Here is a 23,430-nt window from a genome sequence, read left to right as displayed (position 1 = left end):
TCTGATGACTCTCGCCAGGCTCATTGCTTTGCCGTGTGTTTTCCACTGCCCGGGCGCAGTAAGCCTCGTACTCGGGCAGCGGCTTGGGCGGGCGCAGTGGCCGGCCCAAGGCCCAAGGACCGAACCAACAGCATTGCTTTCATATTCAGAAGATTACACCCCACCAATGCCCGACTCAGGGCTGCCCGGCGGTGCTGTCCAGGCTCAGCAGCAGCCCTTGCAGCTCCTGGTTCAGGAGCCGCACCGAGGCCTGCAGCTCGTTGAGCATATTGGCCCGCACCGTCAGGTCGTCGGCTTCGTAGAGGCCGCCGTCGCCAAACAGCAGGGCCTGCTGCTGCCGGCCGGCCCGGGATTCGGGCGCGTCCAGCTCACCGTAGCGCTGCCAGCGCAGGCGGGTGTTGTGGGCCACCGAGTTTTCGCCCCGGTTGCTGAACGCCTTCTCCGTGAGCATGTACCACACCCCGGGCGGGTACACGGCCGAGGTCGGCGCTTCCTTCCACACGTCCACCAGCAGGTTGCGCGGGTGCACAAACTTCACCGTGCGGTGCGACGACAGCGTGAGCAGCCCCAGTCCCGCCGTCAGCAACCCGCCCCCGATGCCGAAAATATATTGCGTGGTCTGGTTACTGCTCACGGTGGTGCCAATGCCCGACACCGCGCCCACCGCAATGGAAAGCACCGTGAGGCGCTGCGTACGGCTGCCGGCCTGCGCGTTGAGGTAGCCGGCCACCTGGTCGGCCCGCTCGCCCTCGCAGTCCAGCTCGGCCGCCACGCTGGCAATGGCCACCGACAGCAGCTGCAGCCGGGTTTGCACGCGCTGGCGCTGCCCCAGCACGGCCAGGGTGCGGGCGGTGGTGGGCTCCCGGCGGGCGGCCTGCTCCAGCCGCACCAGCTCCCGAAGCTGCGGCAGCGCCCCGGCGGCGTTGGCCACCAGCAGGCTGCGGCGGGCGTAGCGGGCCGTCAGGGCGCTGTCGAGCAGCGGCGCGATGTCGGGCAGCGGCGCGGTGGCGGGGTCGTAGCGGTAGGCCAGCGGCGGCACGCAGTATTCGGGCTCGGCTTGCAGGGCCGAGTTGACGGGGCGCGTGGCGGTGCAGCCGGCGAGGGCCAGCAGTGCGCTACTAACCAGCAGGACCAATGATTTAGCCATGAATAATTTAGTCATGCGCCTGGGCTGCCGATGCGCCGGGCGGCGGGGTTATCGTCAGCTTAGCATAAGTGAAATAATGCTTGTCGCTCACTTCCAGGTTTACGTACCGCCGCTGCTTGACAAACAAGGTATTTCCGGAAGTCCAGAAAGCGTCTTCGGGAGCCCAGGCCGTGGGCGCAGTTTCCCATACCTTTTTCAGGCCGCCCGGGCCAATCCGAAATAGCTGCAGGCCATTGGGCATCATGTCGTAATCCAGACTGCCGCTGCCCGTAAACAGGTAATCGAGGCCCGGCGAGTAGCCGGGCGGGCTCCATAGCCTGCTGATTTTGCCATTGGCTTCGACAATCACCCATTCAGCGTTTTCATAATACCGGATTTGCAGCAGGTGGTGCTGAAGCTTTGCGTAAAACCCCTGGTATAAGTAGGTGACCTCTGCGGTTTCATCCTCGGCCCTCCGCACGTCCTTGAAGACTTTCGGGCCTTTCACGGTTGGAATCACAATGCGCCCGTTTTGCTTTTTCAGCGGAAACGTCATCGTCGGCGCGGTCACAATGCCGCCTTTCGCTGCCGCCAGATACGCTGCTTTCGTCAGCGGGCTGAAGGTGACGCGCACTTTCGGCGGCGCGCCGGCTGGCAGTTTCAGCAGCAGCGCCAGCAGCAACAGCAGCGCAGGTTTCATAAAAAGTAGCGGTTAAATGCCCCGACAAGGTAGCACCGGGCGCATCTTTGCGCCCATGCCCAACGCCACCGCGCCCCTGCCCTACCTCGTTTTCGATTTCGACAGCACCTTCACCCAGGTCGAAGGCCTCGATGAGCTGGCCGACATTGCCCTCCACGGCCGCCCCGATGCGGCCGTGCGCGTGGCCCAAATCCGGGCCCTCACCGACCAGGGCATGGCCGGCGAAATCGGCTTTCAGGAATCGTTGAGCCGGCGGCTGGCGCTGCTGGGGGCCAACCGGGCGCACCTGGCACCGCTGGTGGCCCGCCTCAAAACCAAGGTGAGCGAGAGCATCCGGCGCAACGGCGCGTTCTTCCACCAGTTTGCCGACCGCATTTACGTGGTGAGCAGCGGCTTCCGCGAGTTCATTGAGCCGGTGGTGGCCGAGTTCGGCATCCGGCCCGAACACGTGCTGGCCAATACGTTCACCTTCGATGCCGAAGGCAACATCACCGGCTGCGACCCGGCCAACGTGCTGAGCCGCGACGGCGGCAAAATCCGCCAGCTGGTGCTCCTCGATTTGGACGGGCCGGTGTACGTGCTCGGCGACGGTTATACCGACTACCAGATTCGCGAAGCCGGCCTGGCCCACCGATTCTACGCTTACACTGAGAATGTTACGCGCCCCAGCGTGGTGGCGCACGCCGATGAGGTGCTGCCGACATTCGATGAATTTTTGTACCAACTAAGACTCCCCATGACTTTATCATACCCCAAGAACCGCATCAAGGTGCTGCTGCTGGAGAATCCGGACGCCCGCGCCGCCGAGCTTTTCCGCCAGGAAGGCTACCAGGTGGAGGAAGTGAAGGGCGGCCTCGACGAGGAAGAGCTGATTGCCCGCATCGAGGGCGTGAGCCTGCTGGGCATCCGCTCGAAAACGCAGGTGACCCAGCGCGTGCTCGACGCCGCCAACCGGCTGATTGGCATCGGCGCGTTCTGCATCGGCACCAACCAGATTGACCTCACGGCCGCCATGAAAAAGGGCGTGGCGGTGTTCAACGCGCCGTTTTCGAACACCCGCTCGGTGGTGGAGCTGACGCTGGCCGAGCTGATTGTGCTGGCCCGCCGCATCCCCGAAAAGAACCCCAAGATGCACGCCGGCGAGTGGGACAAATCGGCCAGCGGCTCGTTCGAGATTCGGGGCAAAACCCTCGGCATTGTGGGCTACGGCAACATCGGCTCGCAGCTGAGCGTGGTGGCCGAAGCCGTGGGCATGAAGGTGATGTACTACGACATGGCCGAAAAGCTGCAGCTCGGCAACGCCGTGAAGGCCCGCACGCTGGAAGAGCTGCTGGCGCAGTCTGACGTGGTGACGCTGCACATCGACGGCCGCCCCGAAAACCAGGACTTCTTCGGCGAAAAGGAGTTTGCCCTGATGAAACCCGGCGCGCTGTTCATCAACAACGCCCGCGGCCACGTGGTGGACGTGCCCGCGCTGGCCGCCGCCCTGCGCAGCGGCCACCTCGGCGGCGCGGCCGTGGATGTGTTTCCCTATGAGCCCAAAACCAACAGCGAGAGCTTCGAAAACGAGCTGCGCGGCCTGAAAAACGTGCTGCTCACGCCCCACATCGGCGGCAGCACGGCCGAGGCCCAGCGCAACATCGCCGAGTTTGTGCCGGAGCGCATCATGCAGTACATCAACACCGGCAACACCCAGCAGTCGGTCAACTTCCCCAACATTCAGCTGCCCGCGCAGCAGGCCCACCGCCTCATCCACATTCACGCCAACGTGCCGGGCGTGCTGGCCAACATCAACAACGTGCTGGCCCGCCACCACGTCAACATTCTGGGCCAGTACCTGAAAACCAACGAGCACATCGGCTACGTGATTACCGACATCGACCGGCAGTATGACCAGGACGTGATTCAGGCCCTGCGGGCGGTGGAGCACACCATCAAGTTCCGGGTGCTGTACTAGCCGTCCGGCCAGATGCGCGTGAAAGCACTGCTCATTCTGGGGCTGGCGCTGCTGCTGGCGCTGGCGGTTCGGTATTTCGGACCGCCAGCGGCCGGGCCCGGCGCGGCCGTTGCCGAGCGGCTCTACGCAGTGAAGCTGCTGAACGCGGCCGGCCGCGACGAGCTGTTGCGCCGGATGCGTGCGAATGAGTTGAAAATGGAGCGCACCGACCCGTTTACTGACAGCCGCCAGGAGATTCCGGCAACCAACCGGGCTTCCATTCTGAGTTTCTGCGCCGATGCCTTTCAAACAGAATTGGGATACCGATTGCCGACGCCTGACCTCGAGGCCAGTGACCTGTACATAGCTGGGCAGGCTCTCGACCCGGAAAAGCAAACAGCCGCGCAACACAAGCTTGAGCAGGAATTAAAACGTTTTGGAGGCGACACCAATGCCTGGCTGCGCCACCGCTATGCGCAACAGCCGGCCCGCACACGCATCGAGGAAGCTATTCCGACCGAAGATTCCTTGCCTAAAGAGGGCTGGACCATTTATCCGCCGATGAGCGGCCTGGGTGTAGGGCCGGGCTTGCATCACTGGATTAGTGAAAGCCGCAGCGTTTTCGGCAAAACCCGCACCCGCACCGCCCACGACCTACTGGCCGTGGGCCTGCTGGACAAGGCAGCCTATCAGGAGCTGCAACGCATCATGCGGCGCGGCTTTCTGCGGGAAGCGGAGGTGTGCCAGGCGGCGGCGGCCATCATGCAGCGCCGCCAAACCTACGCGCAGGACTTAGCCCAGCAACAGCAGTGGCTGCTGAAACTGGAGCGGGCCGGCCAGCTCACCGCCAGCCAGCGGCAGCGCATCGGGGCCGAAACCTTGCCCTACCAGGTGAAAAGCCTGTTTGATGTAATCGGCTACTGCAAGCAGGGCCGCATCGTGGACCTGCGCCAGCTGCCCCGCCAGCCGCAGGCGTTGTACCCGGCGCTGTTCCGGCAGGTGCAGGCGCTGCTGCCCGACTTTCGGTACACCGGCCTCCGCGTGCTGCTGCGCGAGCAGCCCGAGGGGCCGGACATCATCCGCCAGGAAGCCACCATTCGCTTTCAGGCCGACGGCCGAACGTATGAAAACACCTTCTGGCAGGATTTCCGCCGCCGCGACGGCACCGATGCCAAAGACAAAACCGGGGTTCAGCTTGGCGAGGGCTTCCACGCCAGCATCAACCGGTGGCTGGCCGACCATGACTCCCCCCGGCGCCTCTACCTGGCGCACATGCCCGATGCCCGCTCCGTGTATGGCAGCGAGCGGCTGGGCCTGCTTGCCATGACGGCCTCCCAGCGCCGCCTGTGGGGCGATAACGGCTACCTGCTGTCCCGCGAATCGCACGACAACCGCTTCAGCTCGGCGGGCATCGAGCAGCTGTTGGCCACTTACCAGCGGCTGGGCCTGTTTACGCACCTTTCGGCCGCCGAAATGGCCGAGGGCCGGCGCAAAGCCCTGGCCGGCCAGCACGCAAGCTGCGCCGAGGTGCTGGGGTGCTTTCCGCGTATGCTGTATGCATCGGATGGCGAGTCGGCCAACCCGCCGTATCCCTATCGGGCATTGGTGAAGGAGCTGGCGGCCATGTCGCGCGGCGGCTTCGCGCCCACGCGGGTGCACGACGGCTTCGGCCTGCGCTACCCAACCTCGCCCACGGTGCCCTTCGGCTTCACGCTGGGTGGCCGGGCCTATCAAACGCAGCTGCCGGTTAACAATGACTGGATGGCGCCGGAAGCGACCACGCTCATCAACCGCGCCCTGAGTGAGCAGCACGCGGGAGGCACATTTTACGATTGCCTGGATGGCGAAGGGCTTATTTTTCTGACGCCCCGGCAGTACACGGCCTTGCATAAGACGCAGCCCGAGCTATTCGAAACGAGCCACGACGAGGACACACTGCCTGCGCCGGCCGATTGAAGCCCGCCACCTCACGCTTGCCGGGTGGCAAGCGCTTGGGTTCACCAGCTCGCGGCCCCGATAAGGCAAACCCAGCGGCTAGGCGTCGGCCAGCAGCCCCGGCGGCAGGCGCATCACCGTATCCAGGGGCACTGCCCGCACTTCTGCGGCGGGTACCACGGCTTTCAGCTCCATCTGCACGTCGCCAATCACGCGCATGGCGGTGGTCATCGGGCACTTGTGCCGCTGCATGACGTAGCCAATGGCCAGGCCCACCCACTGGTCGGCCACCTGCTGCAGATGCAACAGGCTGGCATCCGGGAAGTCGCGCAGCTCGGGCTGCCGGGCCAGCCGGTCGTCCTCTTCCAGGTGCAGGCGAATGACGTTCATCAGAAGATTGAACACGGTTTTGTCGCGGCGAAGCTGACGGGCGCGGGGAGCGGCGGGCATGAGGCAGGAATGAGTGAGGCCGGCAAAAATAGCGCAGGATTGCGCTGGCCACTGGCAGGGGCCGCTGGCTGGCCTGGGGTTCATTCCCCGAGGTGTTTGCGCGGCCGTTTGCCGTACCGCACCCAACCTTTTTCCTCTGGCTTCCGAATTTTCGCTATGCTGCCTCTGTCTCCCCGCCCGTTAACCGCTACCTTCACCCCCACCCATGTCTGCTCCTGAACCATTCAGGCAGGACAACGCTTTTCTTCCGCCATGACGCCCGCCCTCTCGTTTCCGTACCTCAACGTGCACCTGCACACCACGGGCGCCTGGCCCGTGCTCGAAACCGAGTGGCTGAGCTTTGCCACCAGCGCCGAGTTTCGCAGCTCGGTGGAGCAGGCGTTGCAGCTGGCCCGGCAGCATCGGGTGAAAGGCTGGGTGGCCGACGACCGCCGGCTGGGGGCCGTGCGCCCCCGCGACCTGGACTGGATTCATGAAGAACTGCTGCTGGCCCTGAGCAACATGGGCCTGCAACGCTTCGCCCAGCTCGAGTCGCACGATGCGCTCAACCGCCTCACCATTGCCACCATGTACGAGCGCGCCCTCGACGGCGTGGCCTTCGAAATTCGCCGGTTCGATGACCTGGAGCTGGCCCGCGCCTGGGCCGGCGGCGGGCACGAATAAGCCGCCCGGCCGTTGGGAAAACCGCCTCAAAGGCATCGGCCCCGGCCTTCCTTGCGAAGACCGGGGCCGATGCTTTTCAGCGGCAAAGCGGCTGCCTATTGGCGCACCACCTTCTGGCTGATGCTGCCGCTGGCCGTGGTCAGGCGCAGCACGTACACCCCGGCGGGCAGCTCGGGCAGGGCGCTGAGGGCCTGGGGTGCGGCGCTCAGCTGCAGCCTGGCTTCGTACACCGGGCGGCCGGCCAGGCTCAGCAGGGTAACTGTGGCGGCCTGGGGCTCGAAGCTGCCGGGCAGGGCCACCGACAGCTGGCCGGCGAAGGGGTTGGGGTAGGCTTCGAAGATGGCCGAGGTGGCGGCTACGGTGCGGCTCACGGCTACGATGGCCGAGTAGGTCACGGTGCCGTCGAGGTCCACCTGGCGCAGGCGGTAGTAGCGGCGGGCGGCGTTTTGGGCGGCGGCCGACGCATCGAGGTACTGGTAGCTGCGGGCGGTGCTGCTGTTGCCGGCGGCGGCCAGTTCGGCCACGGCGGCGAAGGTGCTGCCGTCGGCCGAGGCTTCAACCACGAAGCTGGCGCTCTTGATTTCCTGCGCCGTGGCCCAGCTCAACTGGTTGCCGGCGCTGGTGGCCTGGCCGGTGAAGGCCGTGAGCACCACCGGCAGCGGGGCCGAGAGCGTGGGCACCGAGGCCGACTGCGTCTGCTCGTAGCGGTACACCGTGCCGTTGCCGTTGCCGATGAAGAGGTCGAGCAGGCCGTCGCCGTCGATGTCCGTTACGGCCGGGGCAGCGTAGCCGCCCATGTTGAGGGCGTTGGTGCCCGAGTTGCCCATGTTGATGACGGTGGCCGCCGTGCCCGCCGTGCTCAGGTTGCCCAGCGACTGGAAGGTAACGGCATCTTTCGTGCTCTGGGTGTAGAGCTGGATGTTGCCGGCGTAGTTGCCCACCAGCAGGTCGAGGTAGCCGTCGCCGTTGTAGTCCGTGAGCAGGGGCTTCGATACGTCGCCGGCGTCGAGGGCCGTGGTGCCGTCGCTCAGCTTCACCGTGCCCCACGTCCGGAAGCCGGCCGTGGTGTTGTTATTGGCGGCCAGCTGCTCGTAGCGGCGCAGCATCCCGTCGTTGCTGCCCACCAGAATGTCGAGCAGGCCGTTGTTGTCGATGTCGGCCACGCCGGGGCGGGCGTAGGAGCCGGCGTTGGGCGAGTTGTGCACGGTGCTGCCGGCGGGGTTGGCGAAGAGCGTAGCCGACGTGAAGCGCAGCGCGTTGGCACCGGTGGCCGCCACCTGCTCGTAGTCGATGACGGTGCCGTTTTCTTCGCCCACCAGCAGGTCGAGCAGGCCGTCGCCGTCGAGGTCGGTCACCGTCGGCTTGGCGTAGTAGCCCACGTCGAGGGTGGCGCCGGTGCTGGTCAGCAGGTTGGTGCCGGCGCTGAGCGCGGTTTGGTTAGCCGCCGTTTGCTCATACCACATTATCGTGCCGTCGCCCTGGCCCACAATCATTTCCACCAGTCCGTTGTGGTTGAGGTCGGCGGTGGTGGGGGTCGAGAAGTTGCCGGCGGCCGTGCCCCCGGTTACCGAGGTAGCCTGCTGGCCGTAGCTGGTGGCCGACGACTGGCGGGTGATGCCCAGCTTCGAGTTGCTCAGCACCGTGCCGCCGGCCGTGGTGATGCGGAATTTACCGGTAGCGGCAGCCGGCGGCACAATCACCGCAATGGTGTTGGCATTGCTGGAAGTAATCTGCATGGCCAGCCCGTTGAGCTGCACCGATTTCAACTGGTTCAGGGCCGTGCCAATAATCGTAACCGTGCTGCCAGCCGCAGCCGTAGCCGGCGAGAACGAAAGGATGGTTTGGGCCGATACAGCGGCCGGCACGAACAATGCGAAGCTGGCCAGGGCGGCGCGGCGCAGGGTCTGGAGGGAGTTGGAAGCGGAAAAAGCAAACATGGCGATAAGCAATAAAGAGTCTGAGGGAGGAGCCGGAAGCGTTTGTACCGGTTTGGTGATACAAAGCTGGCGACAGGGCGCAGGCGCTATTTTTCTTATCGTTTAATCCGGTCAGTTGCTCGTTAAGTCGGGGTGAATTCCCAGCGAAAGAATGCTGCACGCCGACTAAAAAAAGCCCGGCCGTAGCAGCCCCCAGCGCCCCCCACCCGGGCGCGGGAGGCGCTGGTTGCGGGGCACTCCCTGCTTGGGGAGGAGGCCGTCGGCGCGCGCCCTCCTTTGGTCGGGTCAAACCGCTGCTTCATGGATTCGGCGCGTTTCCCGGCAGGCCGGGGCGCTATATTTAGCAAGTCCTATCAACGGGCCTGAACGCTTTCACGAACGGCCGTCCGCCGGCTTTTTTCATTCCGCATCCTATGCACCGTAACCGCTACGCCCTCTTCTTCCTGTCGCTGCTGCTGCTGGCCGCCACGGCCCGCGCCCAGGTCACGCCCAACGTGAGCGGCTGGATTGTGAACACTACCGGGGCCACCGGCTACAACGGCATTCCGAGCAACGTGCAGCGCGTGCAATACTCCGCCGCCAACGTGTACATCACCTGCACGGGCATTCCCAGCTACAGCATCGGGGCCTGGCCCGGCAACCCCAACACGCCCACCAACCAGAACTTCGTGTTCAAAATCACGCGCACGCCCACGCCCAATACCGGCACGCCCACCGCCACGCCCCTGGGCCACACCGGCATCTGGAGCAACGGCGTGAGCCTGTTCAACGCCAAAGATGCCATGAGCTACAACGGCCAGGGCGTGTGGAACCAGAACGCCATCGTGGTGGAAGGGCCGGGCTTCGACTCCTGCCTGGGTCACCCCGCCCCCAACGGCGAGTACCACCACCACCTCAACCCGCGCTGCCTCTACAACGACCACGACAGCAGCCGCCACGCCCCGCTCATCGGCTTCGCCTTCGATGGCTACCCCATCTACGGAGCTTACGGCTACGCCAATGCCAACGGCACCGGCGCCATCAAAAGCCTGCGCAGCTCGTACCGCGCCCGCAACATCAGCACCCGCACCACCCTGCCCGACGGCAGCGCCGCCCCCTCGGCCGGCCCCGTTGTGAGCGCCGCCAAGCCGCTGGGCTATTACGTCGAGGACTTCGAGTACGTGGCCGGCCGCGGCGATTTGGACAGCCACAACGGCCGCTTCTGCGTGACGCCGGAGTACCCCCAGGGCACCTACGCCTATTTCGTCACCATCAACAGCCGCTACGAAGGCGCCTACCCCTACACGCCCGGCCCCACGTACTATGGCGTGATTCCGGCCGGGGCCATCGGGCCGCAGTCGGGCCACGCCGTAGTGAATGAGCCGGTAACGACGTATGTGGTGACAGCCACTTTCGCGGCGGCCAGTCCGGAAGTCAACATTTTTCCCAACCCGGCCAGCAGCTCGCTCACCGTCGATGTGGAGAATGGCTTGCTCAACGACCTGCGGGGTCAGCTGTTCAACCTGCTGGGCCAGCCCGTGACGGCGCCGGCCGGGCTGCATCCTTCGGTGCCGGTCGATTTCGACCTGTCGAATCTGGCGGCGGGAGTTTATATCCTGAAAGTGACCGGCAATGGCGTTATGACCACGCAGAAGGTGGCGGTGACGCACTGAGGAGCCGTAGCGCTAACTTTGCAGTTCGCGCTTCTGTGCCGTTCTGACGATTGACGTTCGGGGACGCGAACTACAAAGTTCGCGCTACGGCGCTACAGCCGCTCGCGCACCAGCCGCAGCACCCGTTCCACCTCGTTGCGCATGTAGTAGCTGTCCACCACGTGGTTGTTGTTCATGAAGGTGAAGGCGATGAGCCGGCCACTTTTGGTGCGCAGGTAGCCGCACATGTTGAGGTTGTTGCTCAGGGTGCCGGTTTTGCCCCATACCCAGGGGCCGGCGGCGTCGTGGTAGCGCTTGCGCAGGGTGCCCTGGCCGCCGCCGGCCGCCAGCAGGCTCAGCAGGCGGCGCTCGGGCAGCTCCTGGTGCAGCCGGAGCAGCAGGCCGGTGAGGGTGCGCGGGGTGATGAGGTTGAGGCGCGAAAGCCCGGAGCCATCCACCCAATGCACGGGGTCGGGCAGGCCGGGGAGCAGGTTTTTGCGGGTGTAACGGATGACGCGGCCGGTGCTGAGCGAGTCGCGGTAGCCGATTTTGGTGCTGCACATGAGCAGCAGCTGCTCGGCCAGGAAGTTGTCGCTCACGCGCAGCATGCGCCGGTAGAGCGAATCGACGCGCAGGCCGTAGAGCGTGCGGATGGAGTCGCGGCCGGGCCGGGGCCGCCACACGGCCCCGGTGGTGGCGCGGCGCAGGGTGTCGCCCAGCAGCCGCAGCATCAGCCCGCTGCTGGTCACGAAGGGCGTTTCATCGACCCACTTTTTGGTGGTGGGCAACACGTAGAAGCGGTTGTCGTGCAGGGCCCGGACGACGTGGCTGTCCTTGTCGATATCCGGCGAAAGCATCTCGGCCGGGGCAGGCCCCACCAGCGGCGCGAAGAAGCGCGGCAGCACCCGAACGCGCGAAACCTCCCCCCCGGCCCCTCTCCCCAGGAGAGGGGAGCCTGACGATTTTCCTTTTCGCGGCGCGGGCGGCGTGGCGTAGAAGCGCACGGTGTTGCCATAAATGGGGAAAGCCGTGCGCTCGGGCTGGAAGTAGTAGCCGTAGTCGTCCCAGGTCCAGCCGGGGCCGAAGGGCTTGACGCAGGCAATGGCGCAGTAGGCGAGGCTGCGCTCCGGCCGGTTCAGCAGGAAGCTGTAGGCGCGGCGGCTGGGCACGTCGCCGTGCAGCAGGGTGGGGTCGCCGGTGCCCTGGAAAAACAGGGTGTCGTTGCGCGAGAAGTAGCGCAGGCTGGGCAGCGAGTCGCCCAGCAGGTGCAGCCCGGCATACAGGCTGAACAGCTTCATGGTGCTGGCCGGGGTGAAGTAGCGGGTTTCCTGGTAGCCGTAGAACGGCCGGGCGCTGTCGGCGTAGGCCAGGCTCATGCCCACCTGGTGCCGGGCCAGGATGGGCGAAGCCGACAGGATGGAATCGAGCCAGGGCAGCGGCTTGCCGGGCACGCCGATTTCGGCCACCACGGCCGGCTTCTCGGGCGGGGCCTGGGCGCAGGCCGGCAGCTGGGTAGCGCCGAGGGTGAGCAGCAACAGGAAATAGAGGGGACGTAACATCGGCCGCAACTTACGCAACAGATGGGGCTGGGGTGGCTTCCGGAGGCAAATTGTCGGCGATGCGGCCTTCCGCTGCGGGCAGCGCCGCCGCCGGAACCGGGCGCCCCGGCGGTGCTGCGCATAGCTGGCAACCCGGCTCCGCAACGGAAAAACCAGCAACCGGCTCCCGTTCATCATCGCACACTTTGCGCGCCGCCGCCGCCGCCCACTGGCAGCTTGCACGCCGTTGGGCCGTCTCCGTTTTCCGAAGCCACCCGAATGGGGTGAAACATATTTGACCGCCCGGCGGGAATAAGTTTCAGGGGCTGAAACTTATTCCCGATATTTGACGAAATATGTTTCAAGCTTGCTTTTCTTCCGCATGGCCCGTCCCTCCAACTTTCCCGATTCCCAGCTGGCCGTGATGCGGCAGTACCTGGGCATTCCGCAACAGGAGCTGGCCGGCTTCCTGGGCATCAGCCGCAGCCTGCTGGCCAACCTGGAGGCCAACCGCCGCAGCATGAGCCGGGCCGTGGCCGAGCGGGCCGCGCCGCTGCTGAACCTGGTGCCCGAAGACGCGCGACGCCAGGTACTGGGCTTGCCGACGCCGCCCCCCGCCCTGCCCACCGCGCCGGCCCCCGGCCCGCTCGAGGCGCGCCGCGACTTCTGCCAGTGGCGTGCCCGCAACCTGCGTCACGAATTGCTGGCCCTGCACCAGAAGGCCGCCGTGGGCGCACGCTGGCAAACCGCCCTGCCCGCGCTGCTGGCCGCCCTGCCCGCCGCCGCGCCCGACCCGGCCCCGCCCGGTGAGTGGAGCCGCCTCACCTACCCGCGCGAGCTGGCGCAGCTCTGGGCCACCGCCTTCACCCCCGACGACGCGGCCCGGCACCACCTGCTGCGCCTGCAGGCCGAAGCCCTGGAAACCGAAGCCGCCGCCCTGACCGCCCTGCTGTAGGGGCGGGGCTTGTCCCCGCCCGGACGTTGGTGCCGTTCCACCGATTCTCTTCAACGACGGGCGGGGACAAGCCCCGCCCCTACCGCTAAAAAATCAACATCTCCCCTAACCGGTTGTTGTCAATTCTTCCTTTATACCCAACCCCCTGTCCATGTCCCTCAACGCCCTGTTCGCGCCCTTCGCGCTGAAATCCCTGCAGCTCAAAAACCGCATTGTGATGGCCCCCATGACCCGCTCGTTCTCGCCCCACGGCGTGCCGGGCGCCGACGTGGCCGCCTACTACCGCCGCCGCGCCGAGGGCCACGTCGGCCTCATCCTCTCCGAAGGCACCGTGGTGGAGCGCCCGGCCTCGTCCAACGACCCCAACATCCCGCATTTCTACGGCGAAGCCGCGCTGGCCGGCTGGCAGCACGTCATTGAGGAAGTGCACGCCGCCGGGGGCCGCATGGGCCCGCAGCTCTGGCACATGGGCGTGATGGCCGGGCACCGCTCCGGCTGGCAGCCCGCCGAAGCGTTCGAAGGCCCCTCCGGCCTGCTCAAGCCCGGCCAGCCCACCGGCAAGGCCATGAGCGAAAACGACATCGCCGACACCATCGCCGCCTTCGCCCGCGCCGCCGCCGACACCAAGCGCCTGGGCTTCGACTGCCTGGAGCTGCACGGCGCCCACGGCTACCTCATTGACCAGTTTTTCTGGGCCGGCCTCAACGAGCGCACCGACCAGTACGGCGGCGCCAGCCTCGCCCAGCGCAGCCGCCTGGCCGTGGAGCTGGTGAAGGAAGTGCGTCGGGCTGTGGGCGAGGAGTTCGTCATCAGCCTGCGCCTCTCGCAGTGGAAGCAGCAGGACTACGCCGTGAAGCTGGCCCACACGCCCCGGGAGCTCGAAGCCTGGCTCCAGCCCCTGGCCGAGGCCGGCGTCGACATCTTCCACTGCTCGCAGCGCCGCTTCTGGGAACCCGAGTTCGAAAACGCAGGCTCGGACCTTAACTTCGCCGGCTGGGTGAAGAAGCTCACCGGCAAAACCACCATCACCGTGGGCTCGGTGGGCCTGTCGGGTGAGTTCCTGGCCGGCTTCGCGGGCGAAGCCTCCGAGCCGCAGGGCATCGAGGAGCTCCTGCGCCGGCTCGACCGCAACGAGTTCGACCTCGTGGCCGTGGGCCGCCAGCTCCTCGTGGACCCCAACTGGGTGGAGAAAATCGAGCAGGGCCGCACGGATGAAATGGTCGGCTTCAGCCGCGAGGCGCTGCGCACGCTGGTGTAAAGCGGACAGCTATAGCGCAAAAAAACAACGTCATGCCTCGGCTACGCTCGGCATGACGTTGTTTTTAGGCCAAGCAGCCGATGCTACGCCAGCACCGCTTCCGATTCCCGCACGGCCGGCACCTCAGCGGCTGCGCTCAGGCCATCCAGCGCCTGCGCCAAATCGGCAATCAAATCATCGGCCGCTTCGAGGCCGATGGAGAGGCGCAGCAGGCTGTCGGCAAAGCCGGCGGCCCGGCGCTGCTCGGCGGGCACGGCCGTGTGCGTCATCGAGGCCGAGTGGCACACCAGGCTCTTGCCGCCGCCCAAGCTCACGGCCAGCTTGAAGTAGTTCAGCCTGGTAGCCAGCTGCGTGGCCGCTTCCACGGTATCGTCCTTCAGCACCAGGGCAATGATGCCGCCGAAACCGTCGGGCTGCTGCTGCCGGGCCAGGGCGTGGTTGGGGTGCGATTCCAGCCCGGGGTAGTACACGGCGCTGATTTCGGGCCGGGTTTGCAGGAATTGGGCCACCTTCAGCGCCGCGCGGCAGTGCTGGGCAATGCGCAGGTGCAGCGTTTCGAGCCCGCGAATGACGAGAAACGAATCGAACGGCCCGAGAATGGCCCCCGAGGCGTTCTGAATGAACTGAATCTGCTTGCCCAGCTCTTCGGTGGCCGCCACCACGGCGCCGGCAATGAGGTCGGAATGGCCGCCCAGGTACTTGGTGGCGCTGTGCACCACTAAATCAGCCCCCAGCAGGATGGGCTGCTGCAGCACCGGCGAGGCAAACGTGTTGTCGACGCACAGCCAGGCGCCGGCAGCGTGGGCCAGCTCGGCCAGCCCGGCAATGTCGGAGATTTTGAGCGTGGGGTTGGAAGGCGTTTCCAGCCACACCAGCTTGGTGCGCCCGGTGATGGCGGCCTGCACCTGCGCCAGGTCGGCCGTGTCGCAATACACGATGTCGATGCCGAAACGGCGGTACACGTGCTCGAACAGGCGGAACGCGCCGCCGTAGATGTCGTCGATGGCCACAATCTGGTCGCCGGTCGAGAGCAGCTTCAGTACGGCGTCGATGGCGGCCATGCCGCTGGCGAAGGCGTAGGCCGAGTGGCCGTGCTCGAGGCCGGCCAGCAGTTCTTCGAGGGCGCTGCGGGTGGGGTTGGCGGTGCGGGAGTAGTCGAAGCCCTTGTGCACGCCCGGCGACTCCTGCACGAAGGTACAGGTCTGGTAAATCGGCACGGCGAGGGCGCCGGTGAGCTCGTCGACGGGGAAGGACTGAATGAGGCGGGTGGAGGCTTGCATGGGGTTATGGCGTTTTTGTGGTTGAGACGAAAACGCACCCGGTCACCTAAGCACTTTCAAGAGTTCTCACCGAAAGGGCATAAAAAAAGCCCTTCCGACAAGTCAGAAGAGCACCACCGCTGCAGACGGCCAGCATCTTTTCGACTTATCTTCTCCCAAGCCGGCCGCAGCCGACTCAGAACAGGATTTAGCACCTGGTATTGCTACTGGTTGCTAAGGCATCGCAGGGCCTGTCCCTCCGCCTTTCTTGATAAGTGCTCCGATTAGGGAGCGCGCTGCAAAGATAGCGGCCGGGTGAAAAGGCGCAAGCAGCGGCACAAAAAAAAATCAGAACCTCATGCTTCGGCTCCGCTCGGCATGAGGTTCCGGGTAAGCGTCAAAAAGCCTGCCTTCCCGGAAATCACACCACGACTTTTCCGGACTTGTCGCGCAGCGTGAGCCGCAGGTGCTTCGGCAGCGACGTGCCCCAGGTTCTGTCAATGAACACCACATAAAGCAGCCCAAGCAGGGGTGCCAGCGTGATGGCTACCAGCAGGCGCAGGTGCCAGTATTCGGCCGGGCTCAGGTGCCAGACGAGGGCGAGGTGCTTGATGAAATGTTCCATGATTGAAGCTACGCATTATCAGCTGGTTTTGTAACACAAAGCCAAAATATTATCGTTCACTTCATTTTTTATTCACGGGCTGTTTTCTACTGCAAAACAGGCATTACGGCATCAAGAACCGCTATTTTATAGTGAGGCATGCGGCTTAAGGCCCCTTAAATCGTTTGCACCGTTTCAACGGCCTGCTGCCACCCGGTTTTGTTCCCGGTGCCACACGCCCGGTGCTAGCGCTCGATGTGCTTCACTTTGGCCTCGTCCAGGTCGAGCTGGGCCTCCTGCTGGCGCAGCACTTCGTCGTCGAAACTGTCGTGGTGGCGCAGGTGGGCCAGGGCTTCGCGCTCCACGTTTAGCACGTCGAGCAGCACGAGGTGGTACTGGCGCAGCGCCTCGCGGCCCGACTCATCGACTTCCAGCGAGTTGAGGGTGCGGGTGGTGAGGTTGATTTCGGTTTGCATGCGCTGCTGCAGGCGGGCAATGAGCTCATTGGCCTCCGTCTCGGCGGGGTATTTCCGCTGCAGGTGCTTCACGGCGGCGGTGCGCAGGTGCAGGCGCACGCCGGCCTCCTGCTCTTCGAGGGGCGTGCGGTCGTCGCGCTCGGCCATGCGGGTGAAGCGGATGATGGCCGGCAGCGTGAGCCCCTGCACCACCAGCGTAACCAGAATCACCACGAAGGTGATGAACAGAATGAGGTTGCGCTGCGGGAAGGCCGAGCCGTCGGCCGCCAGCAGCGGCACCGACAGCGCCGACGCCAGCGACACCACCCCGCGCATGCCCGCCCAGCCCAGCACCAGCGTGCCCTGCCAGCCGGGGCTGGGCTCGCTATTGCGCACGGTTTGGCTAAGCCAGCGCGGAATGAAGGCCGCCGGGTACATCCACAGCAGCCGGATGACGATGACCAGCCCGCTCATCAGTAGGCCGTAGGTGATGGCCTGCTGCAGCGAATAATTGCCCAGCCCCTCCACCGCAATGGGCAGCTGCAGGCCGATGAGAATGAACACCAGGCCATTGAGCACGAAGCTCACGCTGGCCCACACGCTGTTGGCCTGTAGGCGGGTGTTGGCATCGAACACGCGGTGCGAGAGGTGCGAGAGCAGCAGCCCGCCGCTCACCACCGCCAGCACGCCCGAAAAGTGGAACTCCTCGGCCAGCAGGTACATCACGTAGGGCGCCATGAAGGTGAGCACCGTGTTGATGCTGGGCGTGGTGGGCAGGTACTTGTGAATGAGAAAAAAGCCGCAGGCCACCACGATGCCCACCACCAGGCCCATGCCGCTCACCACCACAAAGCTGGTGGCCGCCTGCTGCCACACAAACGTACCGGAGAGCACCGCCAGCAGCGCAAACCGAAACACAATCAGGCTGCTGGCGTCGTTAATCAGGCTTTCGCCCTCCAGAATGGCCGTGACGCGCCGGGGCACCTTAATGCCGCGCAGCACCGACGTGGCCGCCACGGCATCGGGCGGCGAGATGATGCCGCCCAGCAGAAACCCCAGCGCCAGCGTGAACCCCGGAATGACGGCCCGCGCCGCGTAGGCCACGATGAGCGAGGTGAACGCCACCAGCCCGAACGCGAGCAGCCCGATGGCCCGCCGCCAGCGCCAGAAGTCGTTCCAGGACGTGGTCCAGGCCGCTTCGTAGAGCAGCGGCGGCAGGAAAATCAGGAAAATGAGGTCGGGCGCAATGGCCACGCGCGGCAGGCCGGGGATGAAGCTCAGCGCCAGCCCGCCCAGCACCAGGAAGATGGGATAGGAAATGTGCAGCTTCTGCCCCAGCATCACCAGCAGAAACACGGCGAAGAGCAGGCCCAGAATGAGGAGTAAAGTGGAATGCAGCATGGGGCAAGGCGTTGAGCGCACAAAGTAAGAACGCCTTGCGGAGCTTGTGGAAGCGGCGCTGCGGCACAACCGGCCCTGGCAAATTCAACGAAGCGGCGACACTGCCTCCACGCGCTGATTGTGACGCGCTTACGGCCGGCCGACGGCTGCCCCGGCCTTCCCCGCACCGCCTCCTTCTCACCCGCACCGCGCAGATTTTTCCCATTCCCAACTCCGGAAGCCGTACTTTTGTCCCCCGTCATGCCCGAACGCCCCTCCCCCACCCCCTCCGCGTCGGCTGCGAAATTCATTTTCGTTACCGGCGGCGTCACTTCTTCACTCGGCAAAGGAATTGTTTCCGCCTCGCTGGCCAAGCTTTTGCAGGCCCGCGGGTTCCGAGTCACCATCCAGAAGTTCGACCCCTACATCAACATCGACCCCGGTACGCTCAACCCGTACGAGCACGGCGAGTGCTACGTGACCGATGACGGGGCCGAAACCGACCTCGACCTCGGTCACTACGAGCGGTTCCTGAACACACCGACCTCGCAGGCCAACAACGTCACCACCGGCCGCATCTACGACCACGTCATCCGCCGCGAGCGCGAAGGCGCTTTCCTCGGCAAAACCGTGCAGGTGGTCCCCCACATCACCGACGAAATCAAGCGCCGGATGCTCCTGCTGGGCCAGAACGGCCAGTTCGACGTCGTTATCACCGAAATAGGCGGCTGTATTGGTGATATTGAGAGCCTGCCCTTCGTGGAGGCCGTGCGCCAGCTCCGCTGGGAGCTGCCCGAGTACGATTCGCTGGTGATTCACCTCACGCTGCTGCCTTATCTGAAGGCGGCCGGCGAGCTCAAAACCAAGCCCACCCAGCACTCGGTGCGCGACCTGCGCGAGGCCGGCCTGCAGCCCGACATCCTGGTGTGCCGCTCCGAGCACCCCATTCCGATGGAGATGCGCCGCAAAATCGCGCTGTTCTGCAACGTCAAAATCAACTCGGTTATCGAAAGCCTCGATGCCGACAGCATCTACTCGGTGCCGCTGCTCATGCGCAAAGAAGGTTTGGATGAGCGGGTTATCAAGCGCCTGAAGCTGACCGGCGGTGCGCAGCAGCCCGATTTGGAAGCCTGGAAAGACTTCCTCGGCAAGCTGAAAAACCCGACCGAGGAAGTGACCATTGCCCTTGTGGGCAAGTACGTGGAGCTGCCCGACGCCTACAAATCCATCAACGAAGCTTTCGTGCACGCCGGCGCGCAGAACGAGTGCAAAGTCACGCTGCGCAGCATTCAGTCCGATAACATCACCCACGAAAACGTGGCCGCGCTGCTCCACGGCTGCGACGGGGTGCTGGTAGCGCCCGGCTTCGGCGAGCGGGGCTTTGAGGGCAAGATTGCCGCCGTGAAATACGTGCGGGAGAACAACATTCCGTTCTTCGGCATCTGCCTGGGCATGCAGGTGGCCGTGGTGGAATACGCCCGCAACGTGCTGGGCCTGCCCCACGCCAACTCCACCGAGATGGACGCCCTCACGCCCAACCCCGTGGTGGCCATGATGGAAGAGCAGAAAAACATCACCCTCAAAGGCGGCACCATGCGCCTCGGGGCCTACGCCTGCGACCTGCGCCGCAACTCCCGCGCCGCCAAAGCCTACGGCAAAAACCACATCAGCGAGCGCCACCGCCACCGCTACGAGTTCAACAACGACTACCTGAAGCAGTTCGAGGAGGCCGGCCTGCAAGCCACCGGCACCAACCCCGACACCGGCCTGGTGGAAGTAATTGAGCTGCCCACGCACCCGTGGTTCGTGGCCGGCCAGTTCCACCCCGAGCTGAAAAGCACCGTGGAGCAGCCCCACCCGCTATTTGTGCGGTTTGTGCGGGCGGCCATCCAGCACCGCAAGGGGTAGTCGGCCACGCCGTCAGAAGTCGCCTGTCATCCTGAGCGCTGCGAAGGACCTTATCACCGCCGAACGGTTTGCTGTAATGGCAGGCCAGGCAAACGCGATAAGGTCCTTCGTGGCGCTCAGGATGACAGGCGACTTCATTCTTAATTGCTCATTCTTCCTTAAGCGCAGCGTCGCGCCGTACCTTTGCCCCTTCGCAACCTTTAATACCTGATGGATAGAAATTCAGCAACCGGCCTTTTCCTCATTGCGGCCTTGCTCCTCGTGTACCTGTTCTTCTTCAGCCCGAAGAAGCCGGATGAAAAAGCCGCCGGCAAAACGCCCGCCGCCACCACTGCCGCCGCCAAAGCGCCCGCCATTCCCGCCACCGCCATTGCGCCGGAAGCGGCCCTCGACACCACGGCCGGCGTGGTGAAGAACGACAGCCTGGTCAACGAAAACCTGCGTGTGGCTTTTTCCAGCCGCGGGGGCCGCATCACGGCCGTGCGCCTGCGCAAGTACAAGACCTTCTTCGGCAAGCCGATGGACCTGTTCGACGCCAAAAGCGCCCGCATGGATACCAGATTCCGGACCGTGGACGGCAAAACGGTGAAGTTTTCGGACTTGAACTTCCAGTCGGCGGCTTCGCAGGCCACCGATGGCGGGTCGGTGCTCACCTTCACCGCGCCCGTGGCCGGTGGCAGCATCGTGCAGACCTACACCCTGCCCGCCAAAGGCTTCGAGCTGAAATACGACCTGCGCCTGAACGGCCTGGAGCGCACCGTGGCCCAGGAGCCGCTCACCTTCACCTTCGTGGATGAGGTGCGCCAGACCGAGCAGGACCTCAAGCAGAACCGCAACCACACCACCATCAACCACTACCTGGCCGCCGGCGACCAGGGCGCCCTGGCCGAAGCCAGCGAGAAGCCCGAGGAATACAAGGCCGCCGGCCCCGTGAAATGGGCCGCCCACAAGCACGATTTCTTCGTGGCCGGCCTTATTGCCGACCAGCAGCCCTTCGCGGGCGGCGCGTTCAACGCCAACGTGAACCTGGAAGACTCCACGACCATCAAAACCCTGAGCTCAACCCTCACCATTCCGGTGGCCGAGGTGGAGCAGGGCCGCGGCCAGTACCGTTTCTTCTTTGGCCCGAACGCCTTCAATACGCTGAAGGAAGTAGCGCCGGAATTCGACCGCAACGTGTACCTGGGCTGGGGCTTGTTCCGCTGGGTGAACCGCTTTGTGGTGCTGCCGGTATTCCACTTCCTGGAGCAGTTTATCTCATCCTACGGCGTCATCATCGCGCTGTTGGTGCTGCTTATCAAGCTGGTAACCTGGCCGCTCACCTACAAAACCTACGAGAGCCAGGCCCGCATGAAAGTGCTGAAGCCGGAGATTGACGCGCTGAAAGCCAAGTACGGCGACGACAACACCAAGGTGCAGCAGGAAACCATGAAGCTGTACCAGGAATTCGGGGTGAGCCCGCTCAGCGGCTGCGTGCCCACGCTGCTCACGCTCCCGATTCTGTTCGCCATGTTCCAGTTCTTCCCGAATGCCATTGAGCTGCGCCAGCAAAGCTTCCTGTGGGCCAAGGACCTGAGCAGCTACGACGTATTCATCAAGCTGCCTTTCTACGTGAAATGGTACGGCGACCACGTGTCGCTCTTCACCCTGCTGATGACGGCCTCGACCCTGCTCATGACCTGGCAGAGCAACCAGACCAACACCGCCATGCAGGGCCCGATGAAGACCTATAGCTACCTGATGCCCATCATCTTCCTGTTCGTGCTGAACAGCTTTGCGGCCGGCCTCACCTGGTACTACTTCGTGTCGAACGTCATCACTTTCGCGCAGCAGGCCATCACGAAAACCTTCGTGGACGACACCAAAATCCGCGCCCAGCTCGACGCCAACAAAATCAAGAACAAGGACAAGAAGCCCGGCGGCCTGCAGGGCCGCATTGCCGAGGCCATGAAAGCCGCGCAGGAGCGCGAAGCCCAGGCCCGCAAGAAGCAGTCGTAACTTCCTGAGCATCTGTCATCCCGAGCGCAGCGAAGGACCTTATCACGTCGGAAAAGTTTGTAGTGATGCAGACTATCCGAACGTGGTAAGGTCCTTCGCTACGCTCAGGGTATCGGCCCAAACCCGGCAACGCGAACCCCCAGGCACGGTTTTCGTTCTGCCGGGTTTTTGTTTGCCTACTTTCACGGCCCCACTTCCCCAATCCGCCATGCGTTACTTTTCGTTGCTTCTCCTGCTCAGCTTCTTTGGCCTAAGCCTGCCCTCCTGCGCCCAGAAGGCCACCGTTCAGAAAACCAAAAAAGCCAGCAAAAAGGCCACCACGCCGGCTAAGAAGCCCGCCCCTGCCGAAGCCGGTCCGGTTATCACCTTCGAGCGCACGCCCTGCTTCGGCACCTGCCCCAGCTACGTCATGCAGGTGTATGCCGACGGCCGCGTGGCGTATGAAGGCCGGCGCTTTGTAGCAATTGAGGGCAAAAAGGACTTTAAGCTGCCCGCGGCCACCGTGGCCGATTTGCTGCGCCAGGCCAAAGAATCCCACTTCGAAAGCTTCGAGGCGCGGTATTCTCATGGCACCACTGACCTGCCCAGCACCATTATCGGCGTAAAGCAGCCCGACGGCAAGCTCAAAACCGTGGCCATGGAGGAAGGCGCGCCGGAAAACGTGCGCGAGCTGTTCACCTACTTCGGCAACCAGCTTGACACGCTGGCGAAAGGCGCTGATAAGTAGAACGCTGTAGAGGCGCGACACTTCGCGTCCTGGCATTGGGGTGTCATCCGAATGAAATCGTTCAGTACCGAGACGCGAAGTGTCGCGTCTCGGCATCCGAATAAAACTCAGCGCGAACTGCCGCCAGCTTTGGGCTTGAATACTGCCCGGAAAGCCCGCAGCGCCGCCGGATGATAAATCGTCGCGTGCGTTTCCTGCGGCATCGGCTCGTAGTGCCAGGCGCCCAGGCGTGCCGCCTGCGGACGGGCCAGTTCCACCAGGCGGCGCGTGCCGGCCGTGTCGCCGTGGATGCTGGTGGCCAGGTAGACGGTGGCGGCGGGGCGGGTTTTCTGCAGATAGGTGCTGGCCTGCGCGGCGAGCTGGCCGTTGTTCCACCACAGGCTGGGGTCGAAGGCCAGGTAGGTATTGAACAGTGTAGGCTCGAGCAGCAGGGTTTCGACCACGAACAGGCCGGCCAGCGACTCGCCCACAATGGCGGTTTCGGCCGTGGTGCGGTAGCGCTGCTTCACCTGCGGCATCAGCTCCTCGCGGAGGAATTGGCGAAAAGCGGCCGAGCCGCCCACGCGGGGCGCAATTTTCCGGTCTTCAGCGTTGGTGGTGGGGCCGGTCAGGTCGCGCCGCCGCTGGGTGTTTTCGATGCCCACCAGCACGAAGGGCCGCATGGTGCCATTGCCCACCAATACCTGCACTAGGCCCGCTACGTGCAGAAAATCCTCCCCCATGCCGCCGTCCGGCATGTAGAGCACCGGCAGCCGGACCGTGGCCGAATCGGTGTAAACCGGCGGCAGGTACACGTTGATGCGGCGGGTTTCGCCCAACGCCTTCGATTGCAGGGTAAACGTCTGGCCGATGGTCAGCGGAGCCGCAGCCGGAGCCGCGCTTTGGCTATGGGCATTATTCAGTCCGGCCCAGGCCAGCGCCACAGTCAGCCCTACAGTTTGCAGACTCCGCATCGTTGCTATCATTAGGG

General features: G+C 64.6%; 18 protein-coding genes and 1 riboswitch. Of the genes, 9 read left to right on the top strand and 9 right to left on the bottom strand.

What is annotated here, in order from left to right; all coding sequences use genetic code 11:
• Positions 1–175 precede the first annotated feature (175 nt).
• Positions 176–1,147 (bottom strand): hypothetical protein, encoded by a 972-nt coding sequence (locus tag ACYVHT_RS19070; protein ID WP_460555729.1) that lies wholly within the window; start codon positions 1,145–1,147, stop codon positions 176–178.
• A 7-nt stretch (positions 1,148–1,154) separates the two neighbouring features.
• Positions 1,155–1,826: a hypothetical protein gene (locus tag ACYVHT_RS19065; protein ID WP_460555725.1), complete on the bottom strand. Its 672-nt coding sequence runs from the start codon at positions 1,824–1,826 to the stop codon at positions 1,155–1,157.
• A gap of 55 nt (positions 1,827–1,881) precedes the next feature.
• On the opposite strand from ACYVHT_RS19065, the gene serA reads away from it, so the two are divergent.
• Both serA and ACYVHT_RS19055 read left to right on the top strand, forming a co-directional pair.
• Positions 1,882–3,783 carry a phosphoglycerate dehydrogenase gene (gene serA, locus ACYVHT_RS19060; RefSeq protein ID WP_460555804.1) on the top strand — a complete coding sequence of 634 codons (1,902 nt, stop codon included), beginning with the start codon at positions 1,882–1,884 and terminating at the stop codon, positions 3,781–3,783.
• A gap of 18 nt (positions 3,784–3,801) precedes the next feature.
• Positions 3,802–5,718 carry a hypothetical protein gene (locus tag ACYVHT_RS19055; protein WP_460555723.1) on the top strand — a complete coding sequence of 639 codons (1,917 nt, stop codon included), beginning with the start codon at positions 3,802–3,804 and terminating at the stop codon, positions 5,716–5,718.
• Positions 5,719–5,796: 78 nt separating this feature from the next.
• On the opposite strand, the gene ACYVHT_RS19050 is transcribed toward ACYVHT_RS19055, so the two are convergent.
• A complete protein-coding gene (locus ACYVHT_RS19050) occupies positions 5,797–6,147 on the bottom strand; it encodes a hypothetical protein (RefSeq protein ID WP_460555720.1) in 351 nt (116 codons plus the stop codon).
• A gap of 252 nt (positions 6,148–6,399) precedes the next feature.
• Here ACYVHT_RS19050 and ACYVHT_RS19045 point away from each other — a divergent pair, with 252 nt between their 5' ends.
• Positions 6,400–6,810 (top strand): hypothetical protein, encoded by a 411-nt coding sequence (locus ACYVHT_RS19045; RefSeq protein ID WP_460555717.1) that lies wholly within the window; start codon positions 6,400–6,402, stop codon positions 6,808–6,810.
• A gap of 95 nt (positions 6,811–6,905) precedes the next feature.
• On the opposite strand, the gene ACYVHT_RS19040 is transcribed toward ACYVHT_RS19045, so the two are convergent.
• Positions 6,906–8,747: an FG-GAP-like repeat-containing protein gene (locus tag ACYVHT_RS19040; protein WP_460555714.1), complete on the bottom strand. Its 1,842-nt coding sequence runs from the start codon at positions 8,745–8,747 to the stop codon at positions 6,906–6,908.
• Positions 8,748–9,160: 413 nt separating this feature from the next.
• Here ACYVHT_RS19040 and ACYVHT_RS19035 point away from each other — a divergent pair, with 413 nt between their 5' ends.
• Positions 9,161–10,399, top strand: coding sequence for a YHYH protein (locus ACYVHT_RS19035; RefSeq protein WP_460555711.1), 1,239 nt, complete (start codon positions 9,161–9,163; stop codon positions 10,397–10,399).
• A gap of 92 nt (positions 10,400–10,491) precedes the next feature.
• On the opposite strand, the gene ACYVHT_RS19030 is transcribed toward ACYVHT_RS19035, so the two are convergent.
• Positions 10,492–11,937, bottom strand: coding sequence for a D-alanyl-D-alanine carboxypeptidase (locus tag ACYVHT_RS19030; RefSeq protein ID WP_460555708.1), 1,446 nt, complete (start codon positions 11,935–11,937; stop codon positions 10,492–10,494).
• A gap of 361 nt (positions 11,938–12,298) precedes the next feature.
• On the opposite strand from ACYVHT_RS19030, the gene ACYVHT_RS19025 reads away from it, so the two are divergent.
• Complete coding sequence (locus ACYVHT_RS19025) at positions 12,299–12,871, top strand: helix-turn-helix domain-containing protein (RefSeq protein ID WP_460555705.1); 573 nt, start codon at positions 12,299–12,301, stop codon at positions 12,869–12,871.
• A 151-nt stretch (positions 12,872–13,022) separates the two neighbouring features.
• Positions 13,023–14,129 carry an NADH:flavin oxidoreductase gene (locus ACYVHT_RS19020; protein ID WP_460555702.1) on the top strand — a complete coding sequence of 369 codons (1,107 nt, stop codon included), beginning with the start codon at positions 13,023–13,025 and terminating at the stop codon, positions 14,127–14,129.
• A gap of 83 nt (positions 14,130–14,212) precedes the next feature.
• Here ACYVHT_RS19020 and ACYVHT_RS19015 read toward each other — a convergent pair whose 3' ends face one another.
• The 3 genes from ACYVHT_RS19015 to ACYVHT_RS19005 form a co-directional block, all read right to left on the bottom strand.
• On the bottom strand, positions 14,213–15,409 hold the full coding sequence (locus ACYVHT_RS19015; protein WP_460555699.1) for a trans-sulfuration enzyme family protein: 1,197 nt from the start codon (positions 15,407–15,409) through the stop codon (positions 14,213–14,215).
• Between the two features lie 142 nt (positions 15,410–15,551).
• Positions 15,552–15,666, bottom strand: a riboswitch (SAM riboswitch).
• A 143-nt stretch (positions 15,667–15,809) separates the two neighbouring features.
• Positions 15,810–16,013: a hypothetical protein gene (locus ACYVHT_RS19010; RefSeq protein WP_460555696.1), complete on the bottom strand. Its 204-nt coding sequence runs from the start codon at positions 16,011–16,013 to the stop codon at positions 15,810–15,812.
• A 224-nt stretch (positions 16,014–16,237) separates the two neighbouring features.
• On the bottom strand, positions 16,238–17,848 hold the full coding sequence (locus ACYVHT_RS19005; protein ID WP_460555693.1) for a cation:proton antiporter: 1,611 nt from the start codon (positions 17,846–17,848) through the stop codon (positions 16,238–16,240).
• A 240-nt stretch (positions 17,849–18,088) separates the two neighbouring features.
• On the opposite strand from ACYVHT_RS19005, the gene ACYVHT_RS19000 reads away from it, so the two are divergent.
• The 3 genes from ACYVHT_RS19000 to ACYVHT_RS18990 all read left to right on the top strand — a co-directional run bounded on the left by ACYVHT_RS19000 (position 18,089) and on the right by ACYVHT_RS18990 (position 22,460).
• The gene (locus ACYVHT_RS19000) at positions 18,089–19,735 is read left to right on the top strand and encodes a CTP synthase (protein ID WP_460555690.1); all 1,647 of its coding nucleotides are present in this window, start codon (positions 18,089–18,091) and stop codon (positions 19,733–19,735) included.
• A gap of 210 nt (positions 19,736–19,945) precedes the next feature.
• On the top strand, positions 19,946–21,733 hold the full coding sequence (yidC, locus tag ACYVHT_RS18995) for a membrane protein insertase YidC (RefSeq protein WP_460555687.1): 1,788 nt from the start codon (positions 19,946–19,948) through the stop codon (positions 21,731–21,733).
• Between the two features lie 208 nt (positions 21,734–21,941).
• The gene (locus ACYVHT_RS18990) at positions 21,942–22,460 is read left to right on the top strand and encodes a DUF6438 domain-containing protein (protein WP_460555684.1); all 519 of its coding nucleotides are present in this window, start codon (positions 21,942–21,944) and stop codon (positions 22,458–22,460) included.
• Positions 22,461–22,567: 107 nt separating this feature from the next.
• On the opposite strand, the gene ACYVHT_RS18985 is transcribed toward ACYVHT_RS18990, so the two are convergent.
• On the bottom strand, positions 22,568–23,425 hold the full coding sequence (locus ACYVHT_RS18985; protein ID WP_460555681.1) for an alpha/beta hydrolase: 858 nt from the start codon (positions 23,423–23,425) through the stop codon (positions 22,568–22,570).
• Between the last annotated feature and the right edge of the window lie 5 nt (positions 23,426–23,430).

The sequence above is a fragment of the Hymenobacter daeguensis genome (assembly GCF_054780555.1).
The sequence above is the reverse complement of the archived record's forward strand: the minus strand, read 5'-3'. Positions and strand labels throughout refer to the sequence as shown.

Coding starts and splice junctions, on each gene's coding strand:
- serA (WP_460555804.1), top strand. CDS start 1,882: ATGCCCAACGCCACCGCGCCCCTGCCCTACCTCGTTTTCGATTTCGAC.
- ACYVHT_RS19045 (WP_460555717.1), top strand. CDS start 6,400: ATGACGCCCGCCCTCTCGTTTCCGTACCTCAACGTGCACCTGCACACC.
- ACYVHT_RS19020 (WP_460555702.1), top strand. CDS start 13,023: ATGTCCCTCAACGCCCTGTTCGCGCCCTTCGCGCTGAAATCCCTGCAG.
- yidC (WP_460555687.1), top strand. CDS start 19,946: ATGGATAGAAATTCAGCAACCGGCCTTTTCCTCATTGCGGCCTTGCTC.
- ACYVHT_RS18990 (WP_460555684.1), top strand. CDS start 21,942: ATGCGTTACTTTTCGTTGCTTCTCCTGCTCAGCTTCTTTGGCCTAAGC.
- ACYVHT_RS19005 (WP_460555693.1), bottom strand. CDS start 17,848: ATGCTGCATTCCACTTTACTCCTCATTCTGGGCCTGCTCTTCGCCGTG.
- ACYVHT_RS19065 (WP_460555725.1), bottom strand. CDS start 1,826: ATGAAACCTGCGCTGCTGTTGCTGCTGGCGCTGCTGCTGAAACTGCCA.
- ACYVHT_RS18985 (WP_460555681.1), bottom strand. CDS start 23,425: ATGATAGCAACGATGCGGAGTCTGCAAACTGTAGGGCTGACTGTGGCG.
- ACYVHT_RS19015 (WP_460555699.1), bottom strand. CDS start 15,409: ATGCAAGCCTCCACCCGCCTCATTCAGTCCTTCCCCGTCGACGAGCTC.
- ACYVHT_RS19035 (WP_460555711.1), top strand. CDS start 9,161: ATGCACCGTAACCGCTACGCCCTCTTCTTCCTGTCGCTGCTGCTGCTG.
- ACYVHT_RS19030 (WP_460555708.1), bottom strand. CDS start 11,937: ATGTTACGTCCCCTCTATTTCCTGTTGCTGCTCACCCTCGGCGCTACC.
- ACYVHT_RS19025 (WP_460555705.1), top strand. CDS start 12,299: ATGGCCCGTCCCTCCAACTTTCCCGATTCCCAGCTGGCCGTGATGCGG.
- ACYVHT_RS19050 (WP_460555720.1), bottom strand. CDS start 6,147: ATGCCCGCCGCTCCCCGCGCCCGTCAGCTTCGCCGCGACAAAACCGTG.
- ACYVHT_RS19040 (WP_460555714.1), bottom strand. CDS start 8,747: ATGTTTGCTTTTTCCGCTTCCAACTCCCTCCAGACCCTGCGCCGCGCC.
- ACYVHT_RS19000 (WP_460555690.1), top strand. CDS start 18,089: ATGCCCGAACGCCCCTCCCCCACCCCCTCCGCGTCGGCTGCGAAATTC.
- ACYVHT_RS19010 (WP_460555696.1), bottom strand. CDS start 16,013: ATGGAACATTTCATCAAGCACCTCGCCCTCGTCTGGCACCTGAGCCCG.
- ACYVHT_RS19070 (WP_460555729.1), bottom strand. CDS start 1,147: ATGGCTAAATCATTGGTCCTGCTGGTTAGTAGCGCACTGCTGGCCCTC.